The organism is Streptomyces sp. NPDC025651 (assembly GCF_055558735.1).
On sequence record NZ_JBVHLZ010000016.1, the window covers coordinates 164,423 to 181,807 of the forward strand.

The window sequence follows — 17,385 nt, forward strand, 5'->3', positions numbered from 1 at the left end:
GGCCGTGGCGCGGCGGCGCGCAGGAGTGGTGCCCACCCCCGGGGGACGGATCGGGGTGGGCACCGGTCTGTGGGTGACCGTCGGCGAAGGCGGCGGTCGGGGGAAGTGACGGTCGGGGGGGAAGGGGCGGTCAGCGGACCTGACTGTCGGTGAAGGCGGCTGTCGGGGGAGGTGGCTGTCGGAGAAGGCGTCTGTCGGCCGTCAGCCGAACTTCACCGAGCTGATCTTGTTGTCGAAGCCGATGGAGGCCAGGTCGGCGACATCGCCGTCGACGGTCTTCGACTCGCCGGTGCAGCCGCGGCCCGACCAGATCTTCGCCGTGCCGCTGAGCGAGATCGACGACGTCACCTTGGGCCGTGCCACGTTCTGGCAGCCCCGGCCCGCGACGCCCTGCGCCGGACCGCTGTCCGAGAAGCCGGCGTCGTCGAAGAGGATCGCGCTGGTGGCCGGCGCCTGCCGGGCCCCGTCGGACGCGGGCTCGTCCTGCGCCTGGTCGGCCCCGGTCCCGTCCTGCCCCTCCTTCTCCTCCTGGCCCGCGGGCTGCCCGGACTTCTGGCCGTCGGGCCGTACGCCGAACCAAGTGCCGCCCACACCCTGGCCGTTGGTGTCGCCGGGCTCGGTGTCCTTGCTGAAGCGGTAGACCGGCCAGCCGCCGACGGTGACCTGGTGGGTGCCGTCGTCGCGGGTGATGACGCCGACCTGCGACGGGTCCACGCCGTCGACGAAGATCTTGCTGCCCGGGTTCACGAGCACGGGCGGCCACGTGGTGGCGCAGGTGTCGTTGCAGTTCGACTTCGAGGGGGTGGCGGTGTCCTTGTCGAAGCGGTACAGGGTGAATCCGGAGCCGTTGACGACCACCGGATCGAGGGCGCCCGCCCTGCTCGCCGAGAGCTGAACCCACTTGCGTTGCACGGGCTTTGCCGCGGGCTTGCCGGGGGCGTTGGCCCAGTCGCCGGTCTTCTTGGGGGCGCTGTTCTGCTGGGCGGTACCGGACTTGAGGGAGAGCTCCATGGAATCCGATGACGCCGACGAAGGGGCGGAACCGGGGGACTTCGCACCGGAGTTGCCGTCGTCACCGCCGCCGCAGGCGGAGAGCAGCAGGGCGCCCGCCGCCGCGAAGGACGCGAACAGGGCGGTGTTCCTGCGGTACGTGCCGGTCGTGCTGGTCATCGGGGTCTCCTCGGATGGTGATGCGTCGTGACGGTGCCGTGGCCGCTGAGCCGACGCCATGGGTCCGGCGCCGCGTAACTCGGCTTCTCGGAGCGTGAGTACGGGTGCGGGGCGCGGGCTTGTTCAGCGCGGACGGGACCGAGACCAAACCGAGACATTGTCTAAAACGTGATGACATCCGGGAGTTGAGTCAATCGGGAGAGCGTCGTGTGAACCGGGAGGCGGGGGAGCGAGCCCTCCAGGCCACCCGGGTCATTCGCCTTCGCGGTACGCGATCGCCGTCGCCGCGACGATCGACGTACTCAGGAGCAGCGGCCAGCCGATCCCGTGGTGGAGCACGAGCCACGCGCCGAGGACCGCGCCCGCGAGCATCGCGGCGACGGCGACGATCCGGCGGACGGCCCGCCGGTCGGTGCCGCCCGCGAGTCGTGACTCGGCGGCGAGCGCCGCCAGGGTGCGCGTGAGGACGGTCGTGGTCATGTCCGGGACGGCCAGCCTGCCGACGGTGCCGTTGCGCAGTCCCATCGCGAGGGCGACCAGGACGATCACGGGGTACGGCGGCGTTCCGTCGCTTGCGAACGCGACGGCGGTGGCGATGGCGAGGAGCAGTGCCTCGCCCCCGACCGCCGTGCGGACCCAGGGGACGCGGTGCCTGTCCCGGAAGGCGAGTGCGAGGCGGCCCGCGGCGGCGGCGCCGACGAGGAAGGCCGAGAGGGACACCAGCGACCCCATGACGGAGAACCCCGGGGCCCCGGCCAGGGCGAAGCCGATGACGACGACGTTTCCCGTCATGTTGGCGGTGAAGACGCGGCCGAGACCGAGATAGCAGACGGCGTCGACGAGACCGCTGACGGCGGTCAGGGTGACGAGGACCAGGGACAGCGGATGGCGGTCGCCGATCTCCGCGGTCGGTACGGAACGGCTTCCGTGATGAGTCGTCATCCCGCCGTTCTACCGCGCGGTGCCGGGCCGAACGGGCTTGGCGGGGCGGCCCGATGGGGCATTCGTGCCGGCAAATACAGAAGCCATGGAGGGGGCGCGAGGCTTCCCCTCCTCCGACGTGTTTGGGCCACCAGAGGCGCGGCTACCCGTGCGGGAGCGAAGGGAGAGGCCCGTGACATCGACGACGACCGCCGTTTCCATGACTTCCGTGACGACCACTGCGACCTCGGCGCGCACCCCGTCCCCGCCGGAGGAGCTCGGCCACCACGACCTCGTCCGTTATCTGGAGGACCGCTTCGCCTGCGCACAGGCCTGCGACGACTGCGTACGCGTATGCGCCATGCGGCAGGGCCCCGCGGAGCCGGGTGACGCGCCCCGCCTCAACAGCGCCTGCGCGGACGTGTGCGACGCGACGTCCCGCGTCCTTGCCGAGCAGAGCGACCAGGACGAACAGCGCGTCCGCATGCAGGTCGAGTGGTGCCGCGCCATCTGCCTGCAGTGCGCGTCGCTCTGCGGCGTCGGCCCCGCGTCGGCCGGCTGCGCCGAGGCCTGCCGCCGCTGCGCGAAGGCGTGCGACGACTTCCTGACGACGATGGGCTGACGCGGGGCCGAGGCCGGGCGCAGGGCGGCGGTGCTCAGGCGGGGAGGGCGTCGACGGTGGGGACGACCGGGCCGAACCGGTCGGTGATGGTGGTCAGCGCGGCGGCCTGCAGCGTGGCGGCGGGCACGACCGCGCCGTCCGGGGCGGTGAGGGAGCGGGTGGCCGTGGCCTCGGCTACGACCGTGGGACGGTAGCCGTGGTTGACGGCGCCCTGCGCGGTGAACTGGACGCACATGTGCGTCATGAACCCGGCCAGGACGAGGTCCCTGTCGCCGCCGGGGGCGAAGCCGCGCTCGGTCAGGACCTTCTCCAGGTCGGTGGCCTGGAAGGAGTCGGGCAGTCCCTTCACGACGACCGGCTCACCGTCGCGCGGGGCGACCTCGTCGCTGATCGAACCGATGTGGGCACGGATGTCGTACGGGGTGTTCTCCCCGCTGTCGTTGATGACGTGGACGACCGGGATGCCCGCGGCACGGGCGCGCTCAAGCAGCCGGGCGGCGGCCGCGAGGGCCTCGTCGGCGCCCTCCAGCGCCATCACGCCGGTGCGGTAGGTGTTCTGGAAGTCGACCAGGACGAGGGCGGAAGCGGCGAGCCGGGGCGGACGGTTGTCCAGGCCGAACACGTCGCGCAGGGCCTTGGACGGGGTGGTGTTGCTCATGAGGTGCCTCTCTTCAGGTAGTTGAGGGAACGAAAACCCGGAACGGGTACGGGTACGGGTGCGGGGGCTGGGACGGGAACTGGGACGGGCATGGCGAGGCCCGCTGCCCCGCTGCCGCCGCGGGTTCGAGTGCGGCGGGCCGGGTAGGCCAGGTAGGCCAGGTAGGCCAGGTAGGCCAGACAGGTCGGACAGGTCGGACAGGTCAGGCGGAACGGGTGCGGAAGCGGCGGCGGTAGGCGACCGGTGTGGTGGCCAGCCGACGCCGGAAGGCCCGGTGCAGCGTCTCGACGGAGCCGAACCCCGCGGCGGTCGCGACCTGGTCGAGCGGATCGTCGGTGGTCTCGAGGAGCCGCCGGGCGACCTCGATACGGGCGGCCTCCACGTACGCGGCGGGGCTGGTGCCCGTCTCCTGCGTGAAGACCCGGGCGAAGTGCCGCTCGCTCAGGCACATCCGGGCGGCCAGGGCCCCCGCGGACAGGTCGTCGTCGAGGTGGTCGGCGATCCACAGCCGCAGCTCGTCGATGTCACGACGGGTGGTGGCCGAGCGGCTGAGCGGTACGGAGAACTGGCTCTGCCCGCCCTGCCGCTTGAGGTACAGCACCAGTTGCCGGGCCACCGCGAGCGCGGTCTCCTCGCCCTGGTCCTCGGCGACCAGCGCCAGGGCCAGGTCCAGACAGGCGCTGATCCCCGCCCCTGTCCACAGCCGCCCCCGATCGGTGCGGACGAAGATGGGATCCGGGTCGACCGTGACGTCCGGATGGTCGGCCGCGAGCTGCGCCGCGGTCGACCAGTGGGTGGTCGCCGTCTTCCCGTCCAGCAGCCCCGCCGCGGCCAGCACGTGCGCGCCCACGCACACGGACGCCACCCGCCGGGCGTGCGGCGCGGTGTCCTTCACCCACGCCACGACATCAGGGTCGACCCGGGCCACGGGCCCCTCGTCGGCCATGTCGACCGCGCCCGGCACCAGCAGGGTGTCCACGTCCTCTCCGACCTCGTCGAAGGAGAGGTCGGAGAGGATCCGCACACCCGCCGACGTACGGACCGCTCCGGCGGCGGGCCCGGCGAGGCGCACCTGGTAGCCGGCGCGGCCCGCGGTCTCGCGGTTGGCGAGCGCGAAGACCTCGGCGGGGCCGGTGACGTCGAGGAGATCGACATCGGGGAAGACCGCGATGACGACCCTGTGCGGAAGGGGCATGCCCCCATCCTCATCGCCCGGCCCCATGGCCGCAATGACGACTCCCTGTCACATCCGGACATGCGTCGGGCTGAATCCGCAGCTCAGCGGGGAGGGCCCGGGGGGCCCAGGGGCACGGCCCACCGTCCGAGGGACGGCCGCTGACCACGTCGTCACCATTCCCTATTTCTGGAACGCGTTCTACTGTGTGCGCCGTCGGATCCGGGACCGAGCGAGCCGAACCGTGAGCCACCAGTTGAGCGCCTGGAGGGGCCGTGCACCTCGAATACACGCCTGAGCAGCAGCAGTTGCGCACCGAGCTGCGTGCGTACTTCGCCGAGCTGGTGCCGGACGGCGTCCACGCGCGGTACGCCGACCCCGCCGCCCAGAAGCGGTTCTACCGCGAGACCGTGCGCCGCCTGGGGAGGGACGGCTGGCTCGGCGTCGGGTGGCCGAAGGAGTACGGGGGGCGCGGGCTCACACCCATGGAACAGTTCATCTTCTTCGACGAGGCGGCCCAGGCGGGTGTGCCGCTGCCGCTCATGGCCCTCAACACCGTCGGGCCGACCATCATGCGGTTCGGCACGGACGAGCAGAAGGCCCACTTCCTGCCGAGGATCCTCTCCGGAGAGCTCGACTTCGCCATCGGCTACAGCGAACCCGACGCGGGCACCGACCTCGCCGCCCTCAGGACCAGGGCCGTCAGGGAGGGCGACGAGTACGTCGTCAACGGGCAGAAGATCTGGACCACCAACGGCGACACCGCCGACTGGATCTGGCTCGCCGTCCGCACCGACCCCGACGCGCCGCCCCACAAGGGCATCACCATGCTCCTCGTACCGACGAGCGACCCCGGCTACTCCTGCACGCTCATCAACACCCTCGCCTCGCACGACACCACGGCCAGCTACTACGAGAACATCCGGGTGCCCGTCTCCCGCCGCGTCGGCGAGGAGAACAAGGGCTGGCGTCTGATCACCAACCAGCTCAACCACGAGCGCGTCACGCTCGCCGCCCACGGCACCATGGCGATCCGCGCCCTGCACGACGTCCAGCGCTGGGCCATGGACACCAAGCTCGCCGACGGCCGCCGCGTCATCGACCTGGCCTGGGTCCGCCAGCGCCTGGCGAGGACCCACACCAGGCTCGACGCGATGAAGCTCCTCAACTGGCAGATGGTGAACGCCGTCCAGGAAGGCACCCTCACCCCGCAGGACGCCTCCGCCGTCAAGGTCTACGGCTCCGAGGCGCGCCGTGACGCGTACGCCTGGCTCATGGAGGTCGTCGGCGCGGCGGGCGCCCTCAAGGAGGGCTCGGCGGGCACGGTCCTCCACGGCGAACTGGAACGCGGCTACCGCTCAGCCGTGATCTTCACCTTCGGCGGCGGCAACAACGAGATCCAGCGCGAGATCATCTCCTGGATCGGCCTGGGGATGCCGCGCGTGCGCCGCTAGGACCGTCCGTCGACCGGACCGTCCCCCGCCCGCCCCGTCGACGCGGACCGCGCCGCCCGGCCGGGCGGCGCGGCGCCGCCTTCGCTCACGTCGCGTCGCCCCCGGCCGGTACGGGGACGGGGGAGGCCACCCGGCGAGGCGTGCGTGCGTCCAGCCGCAGGCGCAGCCGGCGCGGGTGGTAGACGGTGGCCAGCGGAACCGGGCGGATGTCCATGCCGGGCTCACAGGAGACCCGCCAGCGGCTGAGGATGGTGGCGAGTCCCAGGGTGGCCTCGGTGCGCGCGTAGAGGTCGCCGATGCACTTGCGGGCGCCGGTGCCGAACGGGACGAACGCGTGGCGGGAGGCCGGCGAGATGCGGTCCGGGAGCCAGCGGTCGGGGTCGAACTTCGTGGGGTTGTCGAAGGCGTCCTCGTACTGGGCGACCGCGGCGGGGCTGAAGACGACGGTGGATCCGGCGGGCAGGTGACGGCCCGCGAGTTCGGTCGGCGACGCGGTGAGGCGGGTGAACAGCCAGGCCGGCGGGTGCAGTCGCAGCGTCTCGGAGATGATCCGGTCGGTCAGCGAGAGGTTCGGCAGGTCGTCCCACTGCGGGGCGCGGCCGTCGAGGACGGTGTCGATCTCGTCGTAGAGCGCGGCCTCGATCCCGGGATGCTGGGAGAGGAGGTAGAAGACCCAGGTGAGGGTACCGGCGACGGTCTCGGTGCCGGCCGCCATGACGCTGATGACCTGGTCGTGGATCTCCGTGTCGCCGAGTCGGCCGCCGTCGTCGTCGCGGGAGGCGATCAGGGCGGCGAGCAGGTCGTCGCGCTCGGTGTCGTCGCTGCGGTAGTCGTCGATGAGCTGCTGGGTGGTCTCGTGCAGGAAGTTGAGATTGCTCTTGTAGCGGCGCTGGGACGGCAGGGGAAGCCGGCGGATCGCGTCCGGCAGGAACATCTGCCGGAACAGGCCGTTGAGCACCACGTCGAAGGAACGTTCCACCTTCGCCGCGAGCTCGGGGCTGACGGGCGTCGAGTACAGGGTGCGGCCGACCGTGCGCAGGGCCATGCCGTACATCTCCTGGAAGGCGTCGACGACCATGCCGTCGTGCCAGCGCGACGCCGTGTCGGCGATCTCGGCGTGCATGGCCTCGGCGTAGCGCTTGAGCTGGCCGCGGGTGAACGCCGACTGCATCAGCCGGCGCTGGCGGCGGTGGTCGGAGAACGGGCAGGTGACAAGGCCGTTGCCGGCGATGTCGCGGGCGCGGTCGTAGAAGATGCCGCCCTTGTCGAAGATGCGGTCGTTGGTCAGCACGTGCCGCAGCACTTCGGGGTGGGTCGGGACGTAGGCCGTGGTCGGGCCGATCCTGATCTCGACCAGGTCGCCGTGGGCCGACAGCGAGGTCATGAAGTTCAGGGGGTGACGCATCATCTGGACGGCGTGCCCCACGACGGGGAGCGCCCCAGGAGCCGTACCCGCCGAGAAGGTGGTCTGCTCGGTCATTCGATTCTCAACTTCCCGTCTCTACTGGACTGTTGACAGCTGTGCCGGTCGGTGGACAGCTGTGCCGCCGCGACGGCGGAGCGCGGTGCGCGCCGCCGCTAGTGGGCGGTGCTCCCCAGCTCCTCCAGGTAGCCCTGGGCGCCGGCGGCGAGCGCGAACTCGGCGTCGTAGCGGCCCGAGGAGCGGTGCCAGTCGTAGGAACCGCGGATCACGGGGCGCACGGCGTCGTTGCGGTAGCGCTCCAGGGCCTCGCGCTCGGCGTCGTCGAGCCGGTAGATGTCGCCGACCTGCGGCAGGCAGGACTCCAGCAGGAGGTACTGCTCCAGACGGGCGCGCACCTCGCCCTGGATGTGGGTGACGCTGCGGTCGTCGGACCAGCCGTGCTCCCTGCGCAGGATCATGACCATGTTGTTCTGCTCGCCGCGGGCCTGTTCCTTCTCCAGCGAGGCGATGTCGTTGAGCATCAGATTGACGTCGACGGCGATCTGGAGCATCGCGGAGAGCACGGCGCTGTCGAAGACCCGGTGCGGCACCTCGAAGCGGCCCGCGCGCTCGGCGAGGTCGACCGTCGGCTGCACCCCGATGGTCTGCCGGCGCACGGCCAGGTACTGGGCCGCTGAGTCGTACGGCGTGTCCCAGAAGCGGCTCTCCGCCTCGTCGACGTAACCCTCGAAGTAGTTGCGCCAGTGCCGGGCGCTGCGCGCGCACCAGGCGGGTGTCATGCCCTCGCTGGTGCGCCGCCAGATGTCGGCGAAGCCGTGGGCGATGGGGGGCGCGGTGTCGGGGAGGGGGCCGTCCAGCGCCGCGGCGACGGCGTCGGTGAGCTGTTTGGTCTCCTCCGGGTTCTCGCCGCGCGGCCCGTCGAAGAGGTCGTCGAAGAGGAAGAACCACGACATCAGGTCGACGCCCAGGTCCAGGTCGGCGCCGGTGGCGTGCGGGTAGAAGCGGGAGGCCAGGTCGGCGTAGCCGCCGCGCAGATGACGCGTCGCCGCGGCCTCGGAGTTGATCAGTCCGAGCGACCGCGGCCAGGCGAGCTGCTCGGCGTCGGCCCGCGCGTGATCCGGGCTCTGCCGACCCGGCAGGGGTATGTGGAAGTGGACGTCCTGGGGCATGAGGGAATCCTTGGGAGTGGGCTGGCGAGGGGTGGCGGGCACGATGCCCTCTCGGGGGTGCTGCGCCGATCGGGAAGTCGGAAGTCAGAAGTCGGAAATCGGAATCGGAAAGGAGGTGTACGGGTACGGGGGCGGGCCGGGCTCAGACCTCGCGGTCGACGACGAACCGTCCGAGCGCGAGGAGTTCGTCCCGCGCGGCGGCGTTCAGCTCGACACCGCGCAGCGCGTCCTCGGCCAGCGCCATCCGCCGGGCGGCCTCGGCCTGCGCCCAGTCCCGGCCGCCGGCGCCCTCGATCAGGCCGGCCACGCGCCGCGCCTCCTCCTCGTCGGGTTCGCCGGGAGCGGTGAGCCAGGCGGCCAGCTCGGCGCTGAGCGGGCCCTCCTGGTTCAGCGCGTGGCTCACCGGCAGGGACTTCTTGCGGGCGCGCAGATCGGAGTGGACCGGCTTGCCGGTGACGGTCGGGTCGCCCCAGATGCCGAGGAGGTCGTCCACGAGCTGGAAGGCGAGGCCGACCTGGTCGCCGTAGAGCGCCAGCGCGTCCACCGTCGGCTCCGGCGCCCCGGCGAGGACGGCGCCGATCGCGGCGCTCGCCGACATCAGCGCGCCGGTCTTGCCTGCGGCCATGTCGACGCACTCCTCGACCGTGACGTGCGGGCGCTGTTCGAAGGACAGGTCCTGGACCTGACCGCGGATCAGATGCCGGGTGGTGCGGGCGAGGAGCCGGGCGGCGGGCGCCGCCGTCGGCAGCCCGGTGTCCAGCAGCACCTCCTGGGCGAGCGCCAGCAGGGCGTCACCGGTCAGGATCGCGCTGGAGGGACCCCACAGCTTCCAGACCGTGCGCCGGTGGCGGCGCTCCTCGTCGCCGTCCATCAGATCGTCGTGCACCAGGGAGAAGTTGTGCACGAGCTCCACGGCGACGGCCCCGGGCAGGGCGACCTCGGGCGGTGCGCCGACCGCCTCCGCCGAGAGGAGCGCGAGCGCGGGCCGCACGGCCTTGCCGGCGTCGGCTCTGGTCGGCGCGCCGCCGGCGGTGATCCAGCCGAAGTGGTAGGCGGCCTGGTGGCGCGAGCGGTGGTCCAGCCGGTCGACGGCGGCGCGCAGCGCCGGGGTGATCGTGACCCGGCCGTGGCTGAGGCAGGCGGGAGCGGTGCTCATGCGACGACCTCCGCGCGCCAGGGGCCGGTCGGGTCGTCGAAGATGCTGACGACCTGGCGCATGACGCGCCGCTCGGCCGGGTCGAAGGCCTGCTTGGCGTGGATGGTGCCGAGCTGGTCCCACATGACGATGTCCCCGGGCTGCCACGTGTGGGCGTAGGTGAACTGGGGCTTGCCCGCGTGCGACAGGAGTTCGTCGAGCAGCTTGCGGCTGCTGTCGGGGGCGAGGTCCACGATCCGTTTGGTGTTGAGGGTGCTGACGTAGACCGACTGGCGGCCGGTGCGCGGATTGCGGGCGATCAGCGGGTGAATGGTGGAGGTGCCGTCCTCGGCCTTGATCGGTTCGCTGCCCTCGCCGAGGGACACCTCGCGCTGCAGCTCCTCCTCGATGGTCTCCTCGTACCCGGTGCGCAGGGCGTGGCGGACCCGGTAGGAGTGCAGGCGCCGGCGCTCTTCGGGCGACAGCGACTCGTACAGGGCGTACATGTCGGTGAAGAGGGTCTCCCCGCCACCGGAGGCCGGCACTTCCATGGCTTCCAGGAAGCCGACCTGGGAGACGCGGGGGCGGAAGGAGTAGTCGGTGTGCCACCCCATCCAGTCGGCGTCGCCGACACCGATCTTGCGGCCGTCCTCCACCAGGTTGGAGACGATCAGGATCTCGTTGTGGTCGGGGTGGGCGCCGTTGGTCAGACCGGTCTTCGGGATGTACCCGAAGCGGCGGCCGAAGGCCAGGAACTCCTCGTACGAGGGGGTCTCGTGGCCGCGGAAGACGAGGACGAGATGGGCGTCGAGCGCCGCCCAGATTTCGTCGAACTGGGTCTTGTCCATGTCGCCGGTGACATGGACGCCGTGCACGACGGCGCCGAGCGCGGCGCCGCGTATCGGCGTTATGTCCATGGGCGTTGCCGCCTTTCGCAGAAGGGTGGGGTGGTCAGCGCAGGTCGAGGCCGGCGAGGTCGCCCGCCTCGCGCCAGCGCCTGAGGATGTTCACGAACTCCACCGAGCCGCCGCCGTAGCTGGAGTTGAGCAGGGGCATTCCGCTCGGGTCGCCCTCGTTGTTGTAGAGGCCCGGCGTGCAGTTCTCCAGGAAGTCGATGTCGTTGGTGGCGAGCCGGAGGATCTCCTCGACCCATTCCTTCTCGCCGGCCTCGGAGGCCTCCACGACCCGGTGGCCGCGCTCCTCGACGCACTTGACGATGTGCGCGAGGTGCCGGGTCTGCTCGCCCAGCATGTAGGCGATGTTGACGTGCCGGCCGGCCTGCACCTTGGACAGGATGAAGCAGTTGGGGAAGCCGTTCACCTGCAGTCCGTGCAGGGTGCGTGCTCCGTCCGCCCACTTCTCCGACAGCTTCCTGCCGTCGCGCCCGACGATGTCGTAGCCGGCGCGGTCGGTGTACGGGACGGCGAACTCGTGCTCGTAGCCGGTGGCGAAGACCAGACAGTCGACCGGGTACTCCCGGCCGTTCGCGACCACCCCGGCCGGGGTGAGCCGCTCCACGCCCTGCCCCTGGGTGTCGACCAGGGTCACGTTGGGCCGGTTGAAGGTCTGGAGATAACCGTCGTGGAAACAGGGCCGCTTGCAGTACACGCGGTAGTACGGCTTGAGGGCGGCGGCCGTCGCGGGGTCGGTGACGACGCTGTCGATGCGGGCGCGCAGCTCCTCCATCTTGAGGAAGTCCGCCCGCTCGGCCGCGAGCGCCCGCTCCTTCGGGTCGCCCCCGGTGTCGCCGGTGGGCAGGATCGCCGCGGCCAGCTTGGCCGTGGTCTGGGTCCAGCGGTCCTGGACCATGTCCTCGTCCTGGGGGATCCCGGAGGTCAGCGCGTGGAAGTTCTCCATCCGGCGCTGCTGCCAGCCCGGTTCGAGGCTGTCCGCCCAGTCGGGCGGCGTGGGCCGGTTGCCGCGCACGTCGACCGTGGCAGGCGTGCGCTGGAAGAGGACGAGTTGCTCGGCCCACTCGGCGAGGTGCGGGGCGAGCTGGATGGTCGTCGAGCCGGTGCCGATGACGCCGACCCGCTTGTCCTTCAGCTTGGTCAGGCCGCCGGTGCTGTCGCCGCCGGTGTAGTCGAAGTCCCAGCGGCTGGTGTGGAAGGAGTGCCCGGCGAACGTCTCCAGGCCCGGTATCCCGGGGAGTTTGGGGCGGTGCATCAGGCCGATCGACATGGCCACGTACCGCGCCCGGATCAGATCCCCGCGGTCGGTGCTCACCAGCCACGTGCCCGCGGCCTCGTCCCAGCGCAGCTCGGTGACGGCGGTCTGGAAGAGGGCGTCGCGGTAGAGGTCGTACGTGCGGGCGATCTGCTGGAGGTGGGCGAAGATCTCGGGGCCTGTGGAGTACTTCTCGGTGGGGATCGTGCCGATCTCTTCGAGCAGCGGCATGTACACGTAGCTCTCGACGTCGCACCGGACGCCGGGGAAGCGGTTCCAGTACCAGGTGCCGCCGACGTCGCCGGCCTCGTCGATCAGCCGGATGCGCTCGAGGCCGGTCTCCTTGCGCAGATGGGCGCCCGTCAGCAGGCCACCGATGCCGGCGCCGACGACGGCGACGTCCACCTCGTCGGTGAGCGGCTCGCGCTCCTGCCGTTCGGTGTAGGGGTCGCGTGCGTAGCGGCTGAAGTCACCGCGCGCGAACTGGTAGGTACGGCCGACGCTGCGCTTGTCGCGTTCCTGCCGGTACTTCTCCCTCACCGCTTCCAGGTCGATGGTCAGGGCTTCGTCGCTACGGTCGTCGCTTTCGGCGCGGGCCACAGCTCCTCCTCAACAGCAGGGGACGGAAGGGAAACATGACGTCGTATGTCGTCGAACTGATCACGCAGCCGCAGCGGGGCGTCGGAGTTGCTGAAGAGGTAGAAGCGGTCGGAACCGAGGGCCTCCCACACGAGTCCCGCGACGTCCTCCGCGCTGACCGTGGTGTCGCCGCCCGCGCCGCGCGGGGCCGTCAGTCCGCGGACCATGGGGGTGTCGACCCGGCCGGGACACAGCACCGACACCCGGATCGGGGTGCCTTGAAGGTCCGCGCGCAGACTGCGCGCGACCGCCAGGTCCGCGTGCTTGGAGGCGGCGTACGCGGCGCTGCCGGCCCCGACGACGAAGGCGGACATCGAGGCCGTGTGGACCAGGTGGGCGGGGCGTCGGCCGTCGAGCAACCGGGGCACGAAGGCACGGGCCACCAGGACGTGCGCCCAGTGGTTCACCTCGAAGACCCGCCGCATCTCGGGCAGCGCCACCTCCCACAGGGGCTGTCCCACGGGGCCGAGGACACCGGCGTTGTTGCACACCACGTCGATGGCGCCGAAGCGGTCGAACGCCGTGTCCGCGAGCCGTTCGACGGCGTCCGGATCGGTCAGGTCGAGGGTCATCGCGGTGATCTCCCCGCCGAGCCCGGCGAGTTCGGCGGCCCTGCGGTGCAGTTCGTCGCCCTCGACGTCCGCCATGACCACGCGGCCGCCGGCGCGTGCGAAGCGGGCGCTGAGGGCGAGACCGATACCGCTGGCCGCGCCGGTCACCACGGCTGTCCTTGTCTGTAACTGCACTTGGCTGTCTCCGCTTCTGCGCGCGGGCACGCCGCGGGACGGCGCGCCGTTGCCGACGAGAAGGTCTGGATCAGAGCGCGCCGTTCCAGGGGCGCGGGTGTCAGCGGGGGTCGGGGAGCTTCAGACTGATCACGAACACGGTCACTGCGAAACACCCCAACAGGGCGAGGACGAGTACGGCCGCCGACGCCGTCGACAGCCAGTCGGACAGGGAGACATAGAGGGTTCCGCCGATGGTCGCGCCCAGCGCGGTCGCCATCTGCTGGCTGGTCACCAGCACACCGCTGCCCATGCCGGCCTGCCCGGGGGGCACGTCGGCGAGGATCATCCGGAACAGCGTCGGGCCGATCAGTGCCGCGCCCATGCCGAAGAGGCCGATGCCGACGAGCACGAGCGCAAGGGAGGGGTGCGGCCAGCCCAGCCGGATCACCAGCGCCAGCAGCAGCAGGCCCGTGCCCTGGACGAGGGCGCCCAGGGTGACGATCCGGGCGCCCAGGGCCGCCGCGATCCTCGGGGTGAACAGCGTGACCGCGAAGAACGCCGCGGCGAACGGCACCAGCACTCCGCCGGAGGCGAGCCCGTCCAGGCCGAAGTGCCCTTGCGCGATCAGCGCGTAGACGAACAGGAAGGCACCGAAGGCGGCCGAGAACGGCACCATCGCCGCCAGCCCCCTGCGCATCCCCGGGTGGGAGAGCACCGACGGGGACAGCAGCGGTGAGCCGCCCCGTGCCTCAAGGCCGCGTTCGGCCCGCGCCAGCGCCAGCGCCCCCACCGCGGCGACCGCGAGCAGCGACCACAGCCATGGCGGCCAGCCCAGGTCGGGGCCCGCCACGACCACGGCCAGGACACAGACCATGGTGACACCAAACAGCACGGTGCCCACGGGGTCGAAGCCCGGCTTCGTGTCGGCCTTGGTCACGGGGATCCGCCGGACGGCCAGCAGCGCGGCCACGCCGATCGGCACGTTGATCATGAAGACCGACCGCCAGCCGAGCCCGGCGATGTCCAGCGAGACGAGGAGCCCGCCCAGGATCTGCCCGACGACCATGCCGAGGGCCGCGGTCGCGCCGTACATGCCGATCGCACGGGCCCGTGCCTGGCCCGCGGTCGCCGCCTGGATCGTCGCGAGGACCTGAGGCACGAGCATGGCGGCGGCCGCGCCCTGCAACAGGCGTGCCGCGACGAGGAATTCGATGGTCGGGGCGAGGCCGCACAGGGCGGAGGTGACGGTGAACGCCGCGAGCCCGTAGGCGTACAGACGCCTCCTGCCGAAGGCGTCCCCGAGCCGCCCGCCAAGCACCAGCCCGAGGGCGTAGGTGAGGCCGTAGCCGGACACCACCAGCTCCAGTGCCGCGGGGCCGCCGTGGAGGTCGTCACTGATCGAACTCAGGGCCACATTGACGATGGAGGCGTCCACGATGGACAGGGCGTACCCGGTGAGCACCACCACGAGGGCGATGCCACTGAGCCCAGCGGCGACCGGTTCCGCGCCGGCCGAGGGCTCAGGTGTCGCGTTGGGCCCCTTCAGAGGGGGGAGGCCCTCGCGTTTCGTCATGCGTTTCCTACTTCAGGTGTTGTGGGGGACGGTCGAGACGGGTGCGGGGGAGAGCACGTCACTCGACGGTGGCGGGGGTGCCGGTGATCTTCGAGAGGATCCCCTTGGAGGGGTCCTTCGCGGACTCCGGCCAGGGGGTCAGGGCGTTGAACCCGCGGTGCGACCGGGCGGGCTGGACACGGGTGTCCATCGACATCCGCATGCCGGCCGGGTCCACCGAGACGTTCGGTATGGACTTGTGGCACATGTAGGCGTGGAAGAGGATCACGTCGCCCGGTTCCATGGGAGAGAACAGCAGCTGCTCGTCCGCGCCGAACTCCTGCGCGGGGATGCCGCGTACGGGGTGGCCGAAGCGGCGGAAGTTCTCGGTGATGACGTGCTCGCGCGGGCCCCTCTTGTGGCTGCCGTCGGCGAGGGCGACGCCGCCTATGCCGGGGGTCGTCGCGAGCAGCGGGATCCAGGCGGTGCGGAAGTCCTTGTTCGGGCCTATGTAGAAGCCGTCCTGGTGCAGCGGCGTCAGGAAGCTCGGCTCCGCGGAGCCCGCGGCGGAGGGGTAGTAGCGGATCGTCGTCGACTTGAAGACGAAGACGGGTTCACCGAAGACCTTCTCCCAGAGCTTGAGGGTCGAGGGGTGGTTCCACAGCTCGTCGTACTTGACGTAGTCGTGCATCGCCACCTCGTCGACCGCCTCGAAGGACTCGATGGTGAGGGTGTCGAGCGTGGTGCCGGGAGCGGCGTGGCCGAGTGCGATCAGGCCCTCCAGCATCTGCTCGGCGGCGGTCCGCACGAGTTCACGGTCCAGAGCGCCGCGCAGATAGAGGTAGCCGTGCTCGTCGTAGAACCGGTCGAGGGCCTCGTGGTCGTCGAGAAGCGGCGTGCAGTCGACGTAGTCGCTGAAAGTGTCCGTCATGGTTCCTCGTCCTCGTGACGTCTGTGCGTGGGGGAAGGGATGTCGAACATCCGGGCGGGCCGACGGCTGCCGGTCCCGTGCCACTGGAGCGGCGTCGCTCTTGAGGCCGTGGATGTCAGAAGGTAACGGGGAGTTCATCGAAGCCGCCGGTGATCCGGTGCTCCTGCCAGCGCAGCGAATCCTCGGGTACCGCGAGTCGCAGGTCGGGCAGTCTGCGGAACAGCCGCTCGAACACCGCGGTCAGCTCGATCCGGGCCAGCACGCGGCCGATGCAGTGCCGGGTGCCGTGCCCGAACGCCAGGTGCGACTTGGGCCTCTCCCGGGACACGTCGAACACGTCGGCGTCGGGGTACGCCCGGCCGTCGATGTTGGCCGCGCCGATGGCCAGCTTCACCGCGTCCCCGGTCCGTATCACCGTCGTGCCGACGGTGATGTCGCTGTGCGCGTAGCGGGGTATCAGCGCGTTGGCCCCCTTGCCGCCGACGCCCAGGCGCAGGATCTCCTCGACCGCGGCCGGCGCGAGTTCGGGATTCTCGGCAAGAAGGGCACGCTGAGTCGGATTACGCAGCAGCAGAATGGTGCCGAGGTCGATGCGCACAATCGTGGTCTCGTAGCCGAACAACAGCACGGCGTTTCCCAGTTGGGCGATGTACGCATCGGAGAGCGTGCCGTTTTTCTCGGCGAGCAGCTCGGACAGGATGTCGTCGCCGGGTTCGGTTCGCTTGCGCGCCACCAGTTCCGTCATGTAGTCGACAACCTGCTGGAAGGTGTTCTGCGAGTGCTGGTCGTCACTCTGGTCGAACGTGCCCCTCGCCCACTGCCCGAACTTCTCCCGGTCGGCCAACGGCACGCCGAGCAGATCGCAGACCACCATGGTGGGCAGCGGAAACGACAGCGCGCGGTGCAGGTCGGCCGGTGCGGGGCCGGCCGCCAACTGGTCGAGCAGCTCGTCCACATGGCGCTCGATCCGGGCCTTCATCAGGCGCATCCGGCGTGTGGAGAACCGGGGCACGAGCAGCTCGCGCAACTGCGGATGCTCGGTGGCCTCGGTGGCGTAGTCGTGCCCGGCCATCAGCGCCATCATGGTGCCCCTGGCCGTGCTCTTGGCCGACGGCTTCGGGGCGGGATTGCTCAGACCGAGCCGACGGTCGGCGAGCAGTGACCTCACCTCGTCGTACCGGGTGACCAGCCAGGCGTCTTCGCCGGCGATCCGCACTTTGGTAATCGGACCCTCCTGCTGCAGTGCGCGCATCTGAGGGGCGATGCCGACCACAGCTGGATTGTCGAACGGAAAAGTCGGGAGTTCCTTCATGGCAGCCACGTTCACATGTTCAGGATTTTTATGTCAATAAGTTCAAGTCGGGAACTTCATCGGTCGAGTCGGAATTCAAGTGCCGTTCATCGACCGGGTTGTGCGGTGCCCGAGAGTGAATGCAAATCGGCGGAATCCCTGCTTGCCTCAGGTCGGGAAATGTATCGAAGCGACCTCTGGGGAATTACCGGAATTTTACTTCTGTCGCCCTTGTGAGAAGAGGTCGAGGAGGAATTAGAGCGAGGCGCCGACGAGGAGGGCGAGGTCGATGAGGCGGTTGGAGTAGCCCCATTCGTTGTCGTACCAGCCGACGACCTTGACCTGGTGGTCG

At 70.6% G+C, this 17,385-nt stretch carries 15 protein-coding genes; 2 read left to right on the forward strand and 13 right to left on the reverse strand.

Features of this window, described 5'->3' with window-relative positions:
• Positions 1 to 201 precede the first annotated feature (201 nt).
• Entirely contained in the window at positions 202 to 1,170 is a 969-nt protein-coding gene (locus ACZ4D5_RS39180) for a COG4315 family predicted lipoprotein (RefSeq protein WP_467777265.1), read from the reverse strand.
• 252 nt (positions 1,171 to 1,422) lie between these two features.
• Positions 1,423 to 2,112, reverse strand: a complete 690-nt coding sequence (locus tag ACZ4D5_RS39185) for a YoaK family protein (RefSeq protein WP_467777266.1) — start codon at positions 2,110 to 2,112, stop codon at positions 1,423 to 1,425.
• A gap of 199 nt (positions 2,113 to 2,311) precedes the next feature.
• Between ACZ4D5_RS39185 and ACZ4D5_RS39190 the strand changes: the two genes are divergently transcribed.
• Positions 2,312 to 2,713 (forward strand): four-helix bundle copper-binding protein, encoded by a 402-nt coding sequence (locus ACZ4D5_RS39190; RefSeq protein WP_467777282.1) that lies wholly within the window; start codon positions 2,312 to 2,314, stop codon positions 2,711 to 2,713.
• 34 nt (positions 2,714 to 2,747) lie between these two features.
• Here the strand turns inward: ACZ4D5_RS39190 and ACZ4D5_RS39195 are convergent, their stop codons facing one another.
• Both ACZ4D5_RS39195 and ACZ4D5_RS39200 read right to left on the reverse strand, forming a co-directional pair.
• Positions 2,748 to 3,371: an isochorismatase family protein gene (locus ACZ4D5_RS39195; protein WP_467777267.1), complete on the reverse strand. Its 624-nt coding sequence runs from the start codon at positions 3,369 to 3,371 to the stop codon at positions 2,748 to 2,750.
• Between the two features lie 202 nt (positions 3,372 to 3,573).
• Positions 3,574 to 4,566, reverse strand: a complete 993-nt coding sequence (locus ACZ4D5_RS39200) for a GlxA family transcriptional regulator (protein ID WP_467777268.1) — start codon at positions 4,564 to 4,566, stop codon at positions 3,574 to 3,576.
• Between the two features lie 254 nt (positions 4,567 to 4,820).
• Here ACZ4D5_RS39200 and ACZ4D5_RS39205 point away from each other — a divergent pair, with 254 nt between their 5' ends.
• A complete protein-coding gene (locus tag ACZ4D5_RS39205; RefSeq protein WP_467777269.1) occupies positions 4,821 to 5,999 on the forward strand; it encodes an acyl-CoA dehydrogenase family protein in 1,179 nt (392 codons plus the stop codon).
• Between the two features lie 85 nt (positions 6,000 to 6,084).
• On the opposite strand, the gene ptlI is transcribed toward ACZ4D5_RS39205, so the two are convergent.
• From ptlI to penM, 9 genes are all read right to left on the reverse strand, one after another.
• Positions 6,085 to 7,479: a pentalenene oxygenase gene (gene ptlI, locus ACZ4D5_RS39210; RefSeq protein WP_467777270.1), complete on the reverse strand. Its 1,395-nt coding sequence runs from the start codon at positions 7,477 to 7,479 to the stop codon at positions 6,085 to 6,087.
• A gap of 98 nt (positions 7,480 to 7,577) precedes the next feature.
• The gene (ptlA, locus tag ACZ4D5_RS39215) at positions 7,578 to 8,591 is read right to left on the reverse strand and encodes a pentalenene synthase (protein WP_467777271.1); all 1,014 of its coding nucleotides are present in this window, start codon (positions 8,589 to 8,591) and stop codon (positions 7,578 to 7,580) included.
• Positions 8,592 to 8,733: 142 nt separating this feature from the next.
• On the reverse strand, positions 8,734 to 9,747 hold the full coding sequence (locus tag ACZ4D5_RS39220; protein ID WP_467777272.1) for a polyprenyl synthetase family protein: 1,014 nt from the start codon (positions 9,745 to 9,747) through the stop codon (positions 8,734 to 8,736).
• The gene (gene ptlD / locus ACZ4D5_RS39225) at positions 9,744 to 10,643 is read right to left on the reverse strand and encodes a neopentalenolactone/pentalenolactone F synthase (RefSeq protein WP_467777273.1); all 900 of its coding nucleotides are present in this window, start codon (positions 10,641 to 10,643) and stop codon (positions 9,744 to 9,746) included. The genes ACZ4D5_RS39220 and ptlD overlap by 4 nt, the downstream gene beginning before the upstream one ends.
• A gap of 34 nt (positions 10,644 to 10,677) precedes the next feature.
• A complete protein-coding gene (gene ptlE / locus ACZ4D5_RS39230; protein ID WP_467777274.1) occupies positions 10,678 to 12,492 on the reverse strand; it encodes a neopentalenolactone/pentalenolactone D synthase in 1,815 nt (604 codons plus the stop codon).
• On the reverse strand, positions 12,450 to 13,277 hold the full coding sequence (ptlF, locus tag ACZ4D5_RS39235) for a 1-deoxy-11-beta-hydroxypentalenate dehydrogenase (protein WP_467777275.1): 828 nt from the start codon (positions 13,275 to 13,277) through the stop codon (positions 12,450 to 12,452). The genes ptlE and ptlF overlap by 43 nt, the downstream gene beginning before the upstream one ends.
• A gap of 100 nt (positions 13,278 to 13,377) precedes the next feature.
• Complete coding sequence (locus tag ACZ4D5_RS39240) at positions 13,378 to 14,832, reverse strand: MFS transporter (protein WP_467777276.1); 1,455 nt, start codon at positions 14,830 to 14,832, stop codon at positions 13,378 to 13,380.
• A gap of 58 nt (positions 14,833 to 14,890) precedes the next feature.
• Entirely contained in the window at positions 14,891 to 15,742 is an 852-nt protein-coding gene (gene ptlH / locus ACZ4D5_RS39245) for a 1-deoxypentalenic acid 11-beta-hydroxylase (RefSeq protein WP_467777277.1), read from the reverse strand.
• Between the two features lie 115 nt (positions 15,743 to 15,857).
• A complete protein-coding gene (gene penM / locus ACZ4D5_RS39250; RefSeq protein ID WP_467777283.1) occupies positions 15,858 to 17,054 on the reverse strand; it encodes a pentalenolactone synthase in 1,197 nt (398 codons plus the stop codon).
• Positions 17,055 to 17,385 lie beyond the last annotated feature (331 nt).

Coding starts and splice junctions, on each gene's coding strand:
- ACZ4D5_RS39180 (WP_467777265.1), bottom strand. CDS start 1,170: ATGACCAGCACGACCGGCACGTACCGCAGGAACACCGCCCTGTTCGCG.
- ACZ4D5_RS39185 (WP_467777266.1), bottom strand. CDS start 2,112: ATGACGACTCATCACGGAAGCCGTTCCGTACCGACCGCGGAGATCGGC.
- ACZ4D5_RS39190 (WP_467777282.1), top strand. CDS start 2,312: ATGACTTCCGTGACGACCACTGCGACCTCGGCGCGCACCCCGTCCCCG.
- ACZ4D5_RS39195 (WP_467777267.1), bottom strand. CDS start 3,371: ATGAGCAACACCACCCCGTCCAAGGCCCTGCGCGACGTGTTCGGCCTG.
- ACZ4D5_RS39200 (WP_467777268.1), bottom strand. CDS start 4,566: ATGCCCCTTCCGCACAGGGTCGTCATCGCGGTCTTCCCCGATGTCGAT.
- ptlI (WP_467777270.1), bottom strand. CDS start 7,479: ATGACCGAGCAGACCACCTTCTCGGCGGGTACGGCTCCTGGGGCGCTC.
- ptlA (WP_467777271.1), bottom strand. CDS start 8,591: ATGCCCCAGGACGTCCACTTCCACATACCCCTGCCGGGTCGGCAGAGC.
- ACZ4D5_RS39220 (WP_467777272.1), bottom strand. CDS start 9,747: ATGAGCACCGCTCCCGCCTGCCTCAGCCACGGCCGGGTCACGATCACC.
- ptlD (WP_467777273.1), bottom strand. CDS start 10,643: ATGGACATAACGCCGATACGCGGCGCCGCGCTCGGCGCCGTCGTGCAC.
- ACZ4D5_RS39240 (WP_467777276.1), bottom strand. CDS start 14,832: ATGACGAAACGCGAGGGCCTCCCCCCTCTGAAGGGGCCCAACGCGACA.
- ptlH (WP_467777277.1), bottom strand. CDS start 15,742: ATGACGGACACTTTCAGCGACTACGTCGACTGCACGCCGCTTCTCGAC.
- penM (WP_467777283.1), bottom strand. CDS start 17,054: ATGAAGGAACTCCCGACTTTTCCGTTCGACAATCCAGCTGTGGTCGGC.